The following is a 12,528-nucleotide window of genomic DNA, read 5'->3' as shown; positions in this document are numbered from 1 at the left end:
GGGGGGCCCCCCCCCGCCCCGGGCGGGCGCCCCCCCCCCGACCCCGGAGTACCTCCGCCACTTCGCCACGGTCTGGCGCACGGGCGCCCGCCCGCCCCTGCCCCACCTCCACGCGGAGGCGGCGACTCAGCAGGGCGGGATGGAGTCGCTGCTTCTGACCCCGGCGGTCGGTGCCGACGCGTCCGGCGGGCTGCCACTGCCGGGGCCCGGCCCGGCGCCGGCCTTCGCCGGTGGGCCGCAGGCCGCGAGGCCGGGTGGCGGCGTGGCGGCGAGTAGGCCGGTACCGGGTTCCCAGGGTGGCCCGGGGCCGGTCGCGGCGTCGGCTCCACACGGGGCGTCTGCGCCCGTCGCAGAGACGGCTTCGCACGGGGCGCCCAGGCCAGTCGGGGCGTCGGCTTCGCTCGGGGCGCCCAGGCCGGTAGCGGTGCCCGGCCCCGGGCCGGTCCCGGTGGCCGCTCCTCACGGGGCTTCCGCCCCCGTCGCCTTGCCCGTTGCGCAGAGTGGCGTCGGGCCGGTTCCGGAGTCCGTTCCGCACGGGGCTCCGGTGACCGTCCCAGGGAACGCCTCTCATCGGGCATCGGGGCCGGTAGCGGTGCCCGTTCCCCTCGCGGGCCCGGCGCCCGGCCCGATGCCCGGCCTGCGTGGAGCGCCCGCCCCCGCCACACTGCCTGCTCCGGGCACGGCACCCGTGGCCGTACCGGAGTCAGCTCCTTACGGAGCACCCGTACACGTCCCGGCCGGCCCGTTCACGGCCGCTTCGCCCGTCGGGGCTCCCGCCCGCTCCGGGAATCCCCCCGCCCGGCCGACGCCCGCCGCCGTACCCGTCGGCGTGCCCGATCCGCACCCCGCCATCCTCGCCGCCGCGCAGGCCGGGAGGCACGGGGAGGCCGTGGCGGTGGCCGTCGCGTGGGAGCAGGAGGCCTTGCGGCGGCATGGGCCTCGGTCGCAGCAGGCCGTGCACTGGATGGAGGTGCGGGCAGATCTCGCACGGCTCGCCGGGGAGCCCGCCCGCAGCTGCGAGTTGTGGATCGCGGCCGCCCAGGCCCGGCTCGGGCTGAGCCAGGAGCCCGGGGAGCCCGATGTCGAGGGCGCCGTCGACCGCGCGCACCACCAGTGGGAGCAGATCGAGGACCCCGCTCGGGCCCGCGAGCTGGGACCCGCGCTTGTCGCGCTGCGGGAGCGCGTCCCGGGCCGCAAGGCCGGCGCCCTGGCCGCCGTACAGCGCCGGATGCGCCCCTGACCCGCCCGTACGGCCGGGCCGAGCTGAGATGATCGTACGTATGAACACGTCTTCCGCCCCGCCCGCCGACGTCGCCCTCGCCACCGAGCGACTGCTGCTGCGCCCGGTGCGGGCGCGTGACGTGCCGGCCGTCACGCGGCTGTGGACCGACCCCGACGTCCGGTTCCACCTGGGCGGTCCGGTCATCGACCAGGTCGTACGGATCCGGCAGCAACGGATCGTCGGAGCGCCCGGCGTCCACGCGGTCGTCCGGGCCTCCGACGGGACGCTGCTCGGCCTCGTCACCGTGGAGCCGGCGTCGCGGGACGGGGAGACGGAGGTCTCGTACCAGTTCCTGCCCGAGCACTGGGGGCAGGGCTACGCGCGCGAGGCCGTCGCAGCGGCCGTCGACCGTGCGCTGGAGAGCACCCGGAGTGTGGTCGCGGTGACCCAGGAGGCGAACGAACGGTCGCGACGGCTCCTGGAGGCCATCGGGATGGTCCACGCGGCCTCCTTCGTGGAGTTCGAGGCCCCCCAGGTGCTCTACCGCCGGACGGCGTGACCGGTCAGGTGACCTTCTCGCCGGCCGCCAGCTTCGCCATCATCCGCTCGAGCCGCTCGCCCCGGTTCTTGGGCGTGCGCGCCTGCCACAGCCGCAGGATCACCATGTACTGATCGGTCTTCCCGAGCTGCTCGTAGAAGGTCCGCGCCTTCTCGTCGGCCGCCAGCGCCGCCGCCAGGTCGTCGGGCACGGTCGCCTCCGCCTGGGAGGGGTACGCGGACTCCCACCGGCCGTCCGCCTGCGCCGCCCGCACCTCGGCGAGTCCCGGCTCGCGCATCCGGCCCGCGGCCACCAGCGCGTCGACCTTGCGGACGTTCACCAGCGACCAGAGGCTGCGCGCCCGGCGCGGGGTGTACTTCTGGAAGTAGTAAGCCCCGTCCCCGCCCTTGCGCTGCCCGTCGATCCAGCCGAAACAGAGCATGCAGTCGAGCACCTCCGGAATCGTCAGCGACTCGCCCCCCTTACCCTTCTTGGCGATTCTCAGCCAGATCCCGGGAGTGTCGGCATGGTGCTGTTCCAGCCAGGACTCCAGCTCCTCGGTCTTCGTGACGGTCATGAGCTCGAGCCCCTCGTACTGCTCCATGGGACCAGTCCCCCTCTGTCGGTCTGTCGTCGCGGAATCCGCTCGTGACCAAGATATTCGGGCCGTGATCGACATGGTCGGATACCGGCCGAACGCCGGCACCCGACCGGGAGGGGCGGCACACCACCCGCGAGCGGAACCCGTCAGAACCGGGCGTGCGTGGTGATGTCCGACTCGAACTGGGTGATCATCTCCGACGTCACCGTCGGACGGCACTGGCCGATCGCCTTCAGATAGTCCGCCGTACTCGCTCCCGGCAGCCGTTCCTCGGCGGCCGTCCGTCCACCGACGGAGACCAGATCGCGCTCGAAGGAGTTCTGGGCGGCGATCCGGGCCGCGTGCTCGATGTCGGCGGGCGTGAACAGGTCGCTCGCCGCCACCAGTTCGTCGATGTCCACGTCCGGCCGGCCGTCGGTGTACCGCGCCCAGATCGCGGCCCGGGCCGCCTTGTCCGGCGTGCCGATCGGGATGAGGTAGTCGAAACGGCCGGGGCGGAGGAAGGCCGGGTCGAGGGAGCGGATCGAGTTCGTCGCACAGACCAGGAGCCGCTCGTCCCGCTCCCGGAAACCCGGTATCAGCTTGAGCAGTTCGTTCGTCACCCCGTGCATCCCGCCGGGCTGCGCCGGTTCCTGACGGACCGGGGCGATCTCCTCGACCTCGTCGATGAAGACCAGGACCCGTTCCAACTCCGCGATCCGGGCGAACGCCGAGCGCAGCGCCGCCGCCAGATTGCCCTCGTCCGCGAGCCGGGAGGGCAGGATCTCCACGAACGGCCAGCCGAGTCGCGAGGCGATTCCACGGGCGAACGTCGTCTTTCCGGTACCCGGCGGGCCGAACAGGCCCACGGCGCGCGGCGGTCGGACACCGTGCCGCGCCGCGCGCTCCGGCTCGGCGAGGGGCAGCACGACCCGTCGTTCGATCAGATCCTTCTCGCGCTCCATGCCGGCGACCTTCGCCCACAGGTCCCCGGGCAGCAGCCTGCCGCCGAGGTCGTCGAGGAGGTTGGCGGCGGGTCCGTGCAGCGGCTCGACCTTCTCGAAGTAGGCGACGGCCGGCTGGCGGGTGTAACCCGCGTTGAGAAGTCCTTCGCCGAGGAGGTCCTCCTCGGGCAGGACGTAGGCGATCCGGCCGACCCGGGCCGCGACCAGGCGTCGCTCCAGCTCGACCAGAAGCGCACTGGCGAGGCCGCGGCCCCGCCAGGCGGAGGCGATCGCGATCCGCATCACCCAGGCCCGCTCCCCGGCCACACAGGCGAGCGCCGTTCCGATGGGCACGCCCTGGTGCACGGCGACGACCGCCGGCTGGCGGGAGGTCAGGGCGCCGATGCATTCGGCCAGGGAGAAGACGGATTCCTGGCCGAGTTCGGCCGTGGTGTCGATCAGGTGGACCACTGCGGCGAGATCGCTCTCGCGGTAGTCGTGGATGAGCCAGTTCATCGTTACCGCCCCTCGTTCGTTCCATTGCGCGCCGCTGCGGCGAGGCTAGGGGCGTGCGAGGAGGCGGGTCGTGCTCCATGGTGCACAAGGCGCGAGCGGCAAATGCTACGAACCGTCACTGGGCGTACGGCATCGGAAATGCCCGAAGCCCCCGGAAGGGGAACCTTCCGGGGGCTTCGGGCGGTACTGCTTAGTACGCGGCGATGGCCTTCGGGTTGTCGCCGTAGGCGTTCGGCTGGCCCTCACCCTCGAGGACGGTGAACACGAAGAGGATGATGCCGCCGACGAGCGGGACGAAGGCGATCAGGTACCACCAGCCCGAGCGGCCCGTGTCGTGCAGGCGTCGCACCGTGACGGCCAGCGTCGGGAGCAGCACGCCGAGCATGTAGACGGCGGTCAGCGCGGGGTAGACACCCAGGACCGCGTTGTCGATGATCGCGAGGACGACTACCGCGATGACGTTGAACAGCGTGAACATCCAGTATTCCTGGCGTCGCGCGCGACCGCTGAATGTGGCGTACTTCTTGAGAACGTCGAGGTACCAGTTCACTTAGTCCCCCCAAGGACTGGGAATGCGAGCGGGAGCCTGTCCCTGTGGAGCAAGCTTACGCAGAACTTATGTGGCCGAAACGCCGTCGGTCAATTCGTTACCTGGCGAGGGGCGTTGGGGGGTGATGTGTCTGGTTTGCCCGGGGGGACGACGACGGCGTCGCATCCCGATGAAGGGATGTGACGCCGCTTTGGGGGGAGGATCAGAACTTCATCCCGTTTTCCTCGTCTTGCTCATCAGGAGTCCGCCCGCCGTGAGCGCGAAGAGGCAGACGCATGCGCCGGTGATGACGTTGCTCACGATCGCGCCAGTGTCTGCGTTCCGTGCGACTACCCACGGGGAGATGATCAGCCACACGCCACCTGCCAGGGCGACGAAGTTGAGGTCCGCCGACCGCTCCGGTGCCATCGACATGCAGAGCCCGAGACCGGCGAGAGCGATGCCGACGATCAGGTTGCTGAGGGCGAGGTCCGGGTGGGTTCCCGCGAAGTGGACCGTGTAAGCGGACACGGCGGCCCAGATGCCGGCCAGGATGACCAGTTCCTCGACCGCGGCGACACCACGGGTCTGGAGCATTCGGGAGTAGCGGTCACGCATTTCCGGTGCGTCCGGGTGGCCCCTGATATCACCGGGGCGGTGAGAGACGTCAGACATACGACTCGCCTCCTTCTGGCGTCCTGCACGTCTGATCGTGCTTGCGGCGTGATACCGCGGTTTCATTGTGCTCTTATCTAGCCTTTATGTGTAGATCTGTCCGATAAGGGATCTGTACAGAAATTGCGTGACGGATTAGCGGGGAACCGCCAAAGAAGGTGACTGTTCAATGAATGGCCGGTGAAAGGCCAAGCGTCGACGCGTATCGATATGTGCCCCGGTGCCGTCGTGGGCCTTTCTCGTGCGCGACGGGGAATCACCGTCGGTGGTGTACGACGTACATCGAGTGCGCGGAGTTCCGTACGGGCCGGCTCCTTACCGCGGAGGCGCGTATGCCGGATCCGTACGCCGGGAGGCCCGTGGACGCGGAAGGCGACCGAGGCGCGGGCCCGTCCCGCGGCGGTGCTGGGCCCGCTCGCGGCAACAGGACGCCCCGCGCGGGCCCTTCGGCGTAACCTGGAAGAGGACTCGGGGGCTGGCACGTCTCACCGCCTGGAGGCGGACGAACATGACCGGAATCGCGTCCCGGAGCTTCGACTCCGCAGATGAGACCCGTCCCTTCGAGGGCGGCAAGGGCAGGCTGGACCTGGTCAACACGGATCGCGGTGCGGTCGGCCGGGCCGTCTTCGAGCCGGGCTGGCAGTGGTCGAAGCACGTCAAGCCCATCGCCGGTACGGACAGCTGCCAGGCGGACCACGTCGGCTATGTCGTCAGCGGCAGGATGAAGATCGTCATGGACGACGGCGCATCGCTCGAGGTGGGCCCCGGCGACTTCTTCACGGTCTCACCGGGGCACGACGCCTGGGTGCTCGGCGACGAGCCCTGCGTGGCCCTGGACTGGGTCGGCTTCGGCAACTACGCCCAACGCGCCTGAGGAGGCCGCGGCCGCGTTCGGCCGACGTCCCGTGAGGCAGGACGCTTCGGCGAACCACCCCGGGGAAATGCGGGGACCGCCGCCGGTGCGCTCCGGCACGATGACCCGATGGACGAAGATCGCCGCACACCACCGCCCCGTACCGCCGACGAGCGCGCCACTCTCACCGCGATGCTGCAGTTCCAGCGCGACACCCTGGAGATGAAGTGCGCGGGGCTGACGGTGGAGCAGCTCAAGCGGCGCGCGATCGCGCCTTCGGGACTCTCCCTCGTCGGCCTGGTGCGACATGCGGCCGAGGTCGAACGCGGCTGGTTCCGGAATGTGGTCAACGGTGAGCGGAGCCGCAGCCCTTGGACCCCGCCCGGCTCGACGGAGTGGGCGGACTTCGATGTCGACGACCTCGACGAGGCCGGGGTCGCCGAGGCGTTCGCGGTGTGGCGGGACGAGTGCGCCCGGGCCCGTGCCGTCGTGGCCGCGGCGGACTCCCTCGACGACCGCGGACACCTGGGCGAGGAGGTGTACTCCCTGCGCTATGTCCTGGCCCACATGATCGAGGAGTACGCCCGTCACAACGGCCACGCGGACCTGCTCCGCGAACGCATCGACGGGCTCACCGGCGAGTAGTGCGGTCGCCCGACAGGCGCCGTGAATGCCCTGCTCCAGGGGCACGTTGGCCTGTTATGGTCCCGCCTATGCCCGAACTGGTCGCCCCCACCTCGCGTCTTCACTCCTCCTGGCTCGAAGCACATGCCGAGTGGAGCCCCGGTGTCCACCAGGACGGCGCCGGGATGAGGCTGGCGGAAGGGGACGCCCTCGCCCATCCCGAGATCTTCGACGCCTGGGTGGGGCGACTGCGTGCGCAGTCCGACGCGACACGCCCGCTCGCGGAGGGCTGGGTGCACGCCACGCACTGGTGGATCGTCGAGGACGGCGCGTACGCGGGCGCGATCGACCTGCGCCACGACCTCAACGACTTCCTGCTGCGCGCCGGCGGGCACATCGGCTACAGCATCCGGCCCTCCGCGCGCCGCCGCGGTCTCGCCACCTGGGCGTTGGGCGCGGTCCTCCCCGAGGCCCGCGCCCTCGGCCTCGACCGAGTCCTTGTGACCTGCGACGAGGACAACATCGCCTCGGCGCGCACGATCGAGCGCAACGGCGGCGTCCTGGAGGACACCCGCGAGACGGAGCTCGGCCGCAAGCGGCGCTACTGGATCGCCCTGTGAGCGCGCCGTTCGAGGCCGCCTCGGCCGCCGACATCGCCGAAGCCGTCGCGGCGGAACTTCGGCTGATGGAGCCCTCCGTGCGCACGTCCCGTGCGCTCGCCCGGGAACTGCTCGACCCCGACTTCGTCGAGGTCGGCGCCTCAGGCCGCCGCTGGACGTACGACCGGATGCTCGCCGCACTGCCCGATCTCCCCGGCGGCACGGACGACGGCCCGCGCTACGAACCTTCGGCGATGTCCGGCACGCTCCTGGCCCCCGGTCTGGTCCACCTGACCTACGAAACGGTCATCGACGGCCTGCGCGCCCGCCGCAGTTCCCTCTGGCGCCGGGCCGGCGACGGTACGGGCTGGCGCATGTACTACCACCAGGCAACGCCCGTCCCACCGGAAGTGGAGTAGGACGGGCAGACGAGCATCGCCGAACTCGAGGCCGTCGTCCCGGGCGCGCCGCACATGTGACGCGTGCCCGCGCGCGCCGCAGCAGTCCCAGGACCCCGCGCGTCAGCCGAACGCGTCGGTCACGCAGTCCGTCGCGCAGGCGGCGCGTTCGTACTGGCGACGGAGGGCCGCCGCCGCTTGCTCGCGGGGGACGTCGGTGCGGCCGAAGTGTTCGACCGTCAGGCGCATCACGTCCTCGACGGTGACGATGGCCGGCTCGCCGTGGCCTGCCGCGTCGCGTGCCGATGCGATCGCCATCCCCGCCGCGCGCAGCAGGACACGGGAGTCCGCGCGTTCCGCGGCGGCCCGTGCCCGGGCCGGGCGCAGCGGACGGACCGCCCGCCCCTTCCGGACGGCACCCGTCGCCATCAGAGCCGCCCCGCCGGCCACCACAAGGACCCCGACCACCGTCGACGCGTCCACGCCGCCACCCCCTGCCGCCACGCCGTCCGTCACGGTCCTACCCGCGCTCGGGAGGGCGACACCACGGACGGATCGTCAAGAGCATTGGCCCGTACGCGAGTCACCGCGCCGTCCGTCGGTGACGTCTCGGTCGCGGCGATGGGTGACACGTGATGGTGACACGTGTTACCTTCCTCTCGTCCTCATCGGCGCGCCCGCGTCACGTGACCCCCAGGAGCTTCCATGACGCCCACCGCCGCGCCCCTCGTGACCACCACCCGCGGACCCGTCCGCGGCGAGCGGCGCGCCGACGGCAGCGTCCGCTTCCTCGGCATCCCCTACGCGCAGCCGCCCGTGGGCGACCTCCGCTTCGCCGCGCCGGTGCCGCCGGAGCCCTGGACCGAGCCCCTCGACGCCACCGCGTACGGGCCGACCGCCCAGCGGCGCCCCTTCGCCGAGGTCACCACCATCCCCGAGCCCTCCGTCCCCGGTGCCGGAGTGCTCAACCTCAACGTCTTCACGCCCGAGCCCGACCCCGAGGCGCGCCTGCCCGTCCTGGTCTGGATCCACGGCGGCGGTTACGTCGCCGGATCGGCGGCCAGCCCCTGGTACGACGGCTCGGCCTTCAACCGTGACGGCGTCGTCCTGGTCTCCCTCGGCTACCGGCTCGGCATCGAGGGCTTCCTGCACCTGGACGACGCGCCCGACAACCGTGGCGTCCTGGACTGGATCGCCGCCCTGGAATGGGTCCGCGACAACATCGCCCGCTTCGGCGGCGACCCGGCCAAGGTCACCGTCGCCGGCCAGTCGGCGGGCGGCGGCGCCGTCCAGACCCTGCTCGCGGTCCCCGCCGCCCGCGACCTGTTCCGTGGCGCGCTCTCCGTCTCCGGGGCGGTCATGCGTCCGGACGGACCCGAGGTCGCCCGCGCCGCCGCCCGCCTCTTCACCGCCCGCACCGGCGTCCCCGCCGCCGCCCTGCGCGACCTGCACGACGACGAGCTGCTCGACCTCCAGGACCGGCTCGGCGAGCCCGGACCCGACCGCGAGGGGCTGCCTCCGATGCTGGCGCTCGCACCCTTCGCGGACGGCAAGCTGATCCCGGAACCGGTCCTCGACGCGCTGACGGACGGCGACGCCGGCGCCGACGTCCCGCTGATGCTGGGCTTCACGGCGCACGAGTTCAACGCCATCCCCTCCCCGGGACCCGACGGCCCGCCCGTGCCCGCCCTCCTCGGCGCCGTCGGCCTGGCGCCGGACCGGGTGGAGTCCTTCACCGCCGCCTACGCCGCGGACGGCCCCGAGCGCCTCTTCGGGCAGGCGCTGACCGACGCCACCTTCCGCGCCCCGTCCCTGGCCGTGGCCGACGCCCGCGCAGCGCGCGAACGACCCACCTGGCTCTACGAGTTCGTGTGGGAGTCGCCGGTCAACTCGATGGCCTTCCACTGCCTCGACCTGCCGTACGCCTTCGACCTCCTGGATACAGAGGGCGTCACGGCGGCGGCGGGCGACGCGCCGCCGCGCGCCCTCGCCGACGCGATGCACCGCGCCTGGGTCTCCTTCGTACGGGACCAGGACCCGGGCGAGTCCTGGCCGCGCTACACGGCCGCCGGCCGCGCCACGATGGTCTGGGACACGGAGCCGCGCGTCGAGCGGGACCCGCTGCGCCAGGTCCGCGAGATCTGGCTCACCTGACCCGGTACCGCGCGGCCGCCCGACCTCGCACCGCACCGGCCCGGGCGCCACGCGGCCGAGAGCGCAGCCTCACGGCGACGGAGCCCCGCCGAGGGCTTCGAGGATCGCCTCCGCGAAGCGCCGGGCGTCGGCGGGCCTGCGCGAGGTGATCAGCCGGAATCCGCCGGACGTGTCGACCACGACCTCGCGGTCCACCCACGTCCCGCCCGCGTTCACCAGATCCGTACGGATCGAGGGGTACGAGGTCACTTCCTTGCCCGGTACGAGCCCGCACTCGACGAGCAGCCACGGACCGTGGCAGATCGCGGCCACGGTCTTCCCGGTCTTGGCGAACGCCGACAGCAGCCGTTGGGCCGCCGGGTCGACCCGCAGACGGTCGGCGTTGACGGTGCCGCCCGGCACGACCACCGCGTCGAAGCCGTCCGCCGACAGCTCGCCGTACGTCGCATCGGGCTGTACGACATCACCCGGCCGCCGGTCCGAGACCAGCGTGTGGACGGGCTCGGCCTTCCGCGCCGCCACGGTCACCCGGGCGCCCGCCTCGCGCAGGGCCGCCACGGGCTTCTTCAGCTCGTCCTGCTCCGTGCCGTAGTTCGTCGTGAGGACGAGGACGTGCTTTCCGTCGAGGGACACGGCAGCCTCCTGCCTGTGGGCCGCGCACAGGCCACACTCACGCGAGTCTCCGCGCTCCGCGCCGCTAAACGGGGACGCTAGACGGGGATGCTCCGGTAGTGGGTGGTGATACTGCCCCCCTCGTCCAGGACGTGGAAGGCGAGCGACGGCGCCATCTCGTCCCGGTACACATGAACACCGGGGCCGGACGACTCCCAGGGAAGCTTCGACGTCGAGATCACCCCCGGCGCGACAAGCAGGGGGAGCCCGGCGAAGGTGGTCGCGGCCGCCGTGTGCGCGTGCCCGCACAGGAAGGCGACGATGCCGTGCCGCCGCTCGGCCAGCTCGGCGAGGCGGTGCTCCCCGAACTGGCGTATGCCGTCCACGAACGGGATGTGCAGCGCGGTCGGCGGGTGATGGAACCCGACCAGGACGGGCACCTCTTCCGGCGTCTCGTCCAGTACGGACTCCAGCCAGGCGAGGGTCTCGTCCTCCAGGAACCCCTCGTCCTTCCCCGGCACCGACGAGTCGCAGAGCGCCAGCACGAACCCGGCTCCGCGCAGCACCTGGTTCACCGGGGCGCCGGCCCGTCTCACGGGCTCGCCGAGGAGCGCGCGGCGGAACTCGTCCCGCACGTCGTGGTTTCCCGGACAGACGAGCAGCGGGTGCCGGGTCCGCAGCAACTCCCGTACATGGAGGTACTCCGACTCCAGACCGTGGTCGGCGATGTCACCGGTCACCACGACCGCGTCGAGGTCGATGCCGAGCGATTCCAGATAGGCCATCACGGACCTGGTGCGCTCCGCGCTGCGCGGTGAGCTGTCGATGTGGATGTCGCTGAGATGCGCGATCACGATCACGGCGGTGAACCCCTCTCCGGCGCGAGGCCGCGAGGACCGCGCACGGCCTCCGCGTCCCCGGCAACCACGGGACGGCCTCCGCGTCCCCGCCGTGAAACTACTGCCGCCCGCCCGACCGCCGCGCGGGCCACATCGGCACAAGTGGCCCGGGACCGCGCCGCATTCCGGCGCATAGCATCGGGCGACAGCCGCCGCCCGCGTCACCCGCGCCCCCGGTCGTCGGGCGCGGGCACCCCGTCGGAGAACGGACACCACCGATGCTGAAGGACTTCGCCGAGCTCTCCACGCCCCTGATCGCCGACGCCTGCGTCCGGCTCGGCGAACCGCTGCGTGCCGCTCCCGCCGGAATCGCTCCCGTCGTGCCGGGGCAGCGCCTCGCCGGACGCGTGCTGCCGGCCCGGCACTACGGAAGCGTCGACGTCTTCCTGGAGGCCTTCGGTGCGGCCGAGCCCGGGGACGTGCTCGTCGTCGACAACGCGGGGCGCCGCGACGAGGCCTGCGTCGGGGACCTCGCCGTGCTGGAGGCCGAGGCGGCCGGTGTCGCGGGTCTCGTCGTCTGGGGGCTGCACCGCGACACGCCCGATCTCGTCGAGATAGGGCTGCCCGTCTTCTCCTACGGCAGCCATGCGCCCGGACCCGTCCGCGTGGACGCACGGGAGCCGGAAGCCCTGCGCACCGCGCGGTGCGGCGAGCACCTGGTGAGCGCCGCCGACATCGTCTTCGGCGACGACGACGGTGTGCTGTTCGTGGCCGCCGACCGGGTCGACGCCGTCCTCGAGACCGCCCACGGCATCCACCGCACCGAGCGCGAACAGGCGCGCAGGATCAGGGCCGGCGAGACACTGCGCGCGCAGACGCGGTTCGCGGAGTATCTCGCGCAGCGGGAGGCGGACCCGTCGTACACCTTCCGGCAGCATCTGCGCCGGACCGGTGGCGCCATCGAGGAGTAGGTCCCGCGGCGTGGATCAGCCGGCCCGGAAGCCGATCGTGCCGTCCGGCAGCACCGCCTCCACCGTCGCGCCGTGCTCGACCGTCCGGCTCACCGTGCAGAACTTTTCGTGTGTCAGCCGCACCCCGCGGGCGAAGACCTCCGCCGCCTTCGGGTTGCTCTCCGGCAGCTCGAACTCGTAACTGACCCTGATCCGGCCCAGCCGGCCGTCGTCCTCCGGCCCCGACACCGACTCGACCACGATCCGCAGATCGTCGTGGTCGACGGCCCGGGCCGTCCGGTCCACCACCATGCCGCCGCAGCCTCCCATGGCCGCGAGCAGCAGTTCGACCGGGGTGAACGAGGGCTGTGCGTCCGCGTCGTCGGCCGCGCCGATCCGCACCTCCGCGCCCCGGTCGTTGCGGGCGATCCAGGTGCGGTAGCCGGTGCGGACGGTCTCGATGCGGTAGTCGGCCATGGTGTCGTGGACTCCTCG

Annotated in this window: 16 protein-coding genes; 8 read left to right on the top strand and 8 right to left on the bottom strand. The window is 72.2% G+C overall.

Features of this window, described 5'->3' with window-relative positions; genetic code table 11:
- Positions 1-829: 829 nt before the first annotated feature.
- Complete coding sequence (locus tag ACFC0D_RS27490) at positions 830-1,240, top strand: hypothetical protein (protein WP_376441255.1); 411 nt, start codon at positions 830-832, stop codon at positions 1,238-1,240.
- A gap of 40 nt (positions 1,241-1,280) precedes the next feature.
- Entirely contained in the window at positions 1,281-1,781 is a 501-nt protein-coding gene (locus ACFC0D_RS27485) for a GNAT family N-acetyltransferase (protein WP_376441252.1), read from the top strand.
- Between the two features lie 4 nt (positions 1,782-1,785).
- Here ACFC0D_RS27485 and ACFC0D_RS27480 read toward each other — a convergent pair whose 3' ends face one another.
- From ACFC0D_RS27480 to ACFC0D_RS27465, 4 genes are all read right to left on the bottom strand, one after another.
- On the bottom strand, positions 1,786-2,364 hold the full coding sequence (locus ACFC0D_RS27480; protein ID WP_376441249.1) for a YdeI family protein: 579 nt from the start codon (positions 2,362-2,364) through the stop codon (positions 1,786-1,788).
- Between the two features lie 143 nt (positions 2,365-2,507).
- Positions 2,508-3,800, bottom strand: a complete 1,293-nt coding sequence (locus tag ACFC0D_RS27475; RefSeq protein ID WP_376441247.1) for an ATP-binding protein — start codon at positions 3,798-3,800, stop codon at positions 2,508-2,510.
- A 190-nt stretch (positions 3,801-3,990) separates the two neighbouring features.
- Complete coding sequence (locus ACFC0D_RS27470) at positions 3,991-4,350, bottom strand: DUF805 domain-containing protein (RefSeq protein WP_376441244.1); 360 nt, start codon at positions 4,348-4,350, stop codon at positions 3,991-3,993.
- Positions 4,351-4,560: 210 nt separating this feature from the next.
- Positions 4,561-4,947 (bottom strand): SPW repeat protein, encoded by a 387-nt coding sequence (locus ACFC0D_RS27465; protein WP_376441242.1) that lies wholly within the window; start codon positions 4,945-4,947, stop codon positions 4,561-4,563.
- A 565-nt stretch (positions 4,948-5,512) separates the two neighbouring features.
- Here ACFC0D_RS27465 and ACFC0D_RS27460 point away from each other — a divergent pair.
- The 4 genes from ACFC0D_RS27460 (at position 5,513) to ACFC0D_RS27445 (ending at position 7,499) form a co-directional block, all read left to right on the top strand.
- Complete coding sequence (locus ACFC0D_RS27460; protein WP_376441239.1) at positions 5,513-5,878, top strand: cupin domain-containing protein; 366 nt, start codon at positions 5,513-5,515, stop codon at positions 5,876-5,878.
- A 108-nt stretch (positions 5,879-5,986) separates the two neighbouring features.
- Entirely contained in the window at positions 5,987-6,502 is a 516-nt protein-coding gene (locus ACFC0D_RS27455) for a DinB family protein (protein WP_376441236.1), read from the top strand.
- 68 nt (positions 6,503-6,570) lie between these two features.
- Positions 6,571-7,101 carry a GNAT family N-acetyltransferase gene (locus ACFC0D_RS27450; RefSeq protein WP_376441234.1) on the top strand — a complete coding sequence of 177 codons (531 nt, stop codon included), beginning with the start codon at positions 6,571-6,573 and terminating at the stop codon, positions 7,099-7,101.
- A complete protein-coding gene (locus ACFC0D_RS27445; protein ID WP_376441231.1) occupies positions 7,098-7,499 on the top strand; it encodes a DUF4440 domain-containing protein in 402 nt (133 codons plus the stop codon). The genes ACFC0D_RS27450 and ACFC0D_RS27445 overlap by 4 nt, the downstream gene beginning before the upstream one ends.
- Positions 7,500-7,601: 102 nt before the next feature.
- On the opposite strand, the gene ACFC0D_RS27440 is transcribed toward ACFC0D_RS27445, so the two are convergent.
- Positions 7,602-7,961: a hypothetical protein gene (locus tag ACFC0D_RS27440; RefSeq protein ID WP_376441228.1), complete on the bottom strand. Its 360-nt coding sequence runs from the start codon at positions 7,959-7,961 to the stop codon at positions 7,602-7,604.
- Between the two features lie 222 nt (positions 7,962-8,183).
- On the opposite strand from ACFC0D_RS27440, the gene ACFC0D_RS27435 reads away from it, so the two are divergent.
- Positions 8,184-9,632, top strand: coding sequence for a carboxylesterase/lipase family protein (locus ACFC0D_RS27435; protein WP_376441225.1), 1,449 nt, complete (start codon positions 8,184-8,186; stop codon positions 9,630-9,632).
- Between the two features lie 69 nt (positions 9,633-9,701).
- Here ACFC0D_RS27435 and ACFC0D_RS27430 read toward each other — a convergent pair whose 3' ends face one another.
- Both ACFC0D_RS27430 and ACFC0D_RS27425 read right to left on the bottom strand, forming a co-directional pair.
- Positions 9,702-10,265 (bottom strand): DJ-1/PfpI/YhbO family deglycase/protease, encoded by a 564-nt coding sequence (locus ACFC0D_RS27430; protein ID WP_376441223.1) that lies wholly within the window; start codon positions 10,263-10,265, stop codon positions 9,702-9,704.
- A gap of 77 nt (positions 10,266-10,342) precedes the next feature.
- Positions 10,343-11,104, bottom strand: a complete 762-nt coding sequence (locus tag ACFC0D_RS27425) for a metallophosphoesterase (protein WP_376441220.1) — start codon at positions 11,102-11,104, stop codon at positions 10,343-10,345.
- Positions 11,105-11,361: 257 nt separating this feature from the next.
- Here ACFC0D_RS27425 and ACFC0D_RS27420 point away from each other — a divergent pair, with 257 nt between their 5' ends.
- Complete coding sequence (locus ACFC0D_RS27420) at positions 11,362-12,054, top strand: RraA family protein (protein ID WP_376441217.1); 693 nt, start codon at positions 11,362-11,364, stop codon at positions 12,052-12,054.
- A gap of 15 nt (positions 12,055-12,069) precedes the next feature.
- Here ACFC0D_RS27420 and ACFC0D_RS27415 read toward each other — a convergent pair whose 3' ends face one another.
- Positions 12,070-12,510, bottom strand: coding sequence for an OsmC family protein (locus tag ACFC0D_RS27415; protein WP_329124246.1), 441 nt, complete (start codon positions 12,508-12,510; stop codon positions 12,070-12,072).
- Positions 12,511-12,528 lie beyond the last annotated feature (18 nt).

The organism is Streptomyces sp. NPDC056222 (assembly GCF_042264065.1).
Lineage (GTDB): Bacteria > Actinomycetota > Actinomycetes > Streptomycetales > Streptomycetaceae > Streptomyces.
The sequence above is the reverse complement of the archived record's forward strand: the minus strand, read 5'-3'. Positions and strand labels throughout refer to the sequence as shown.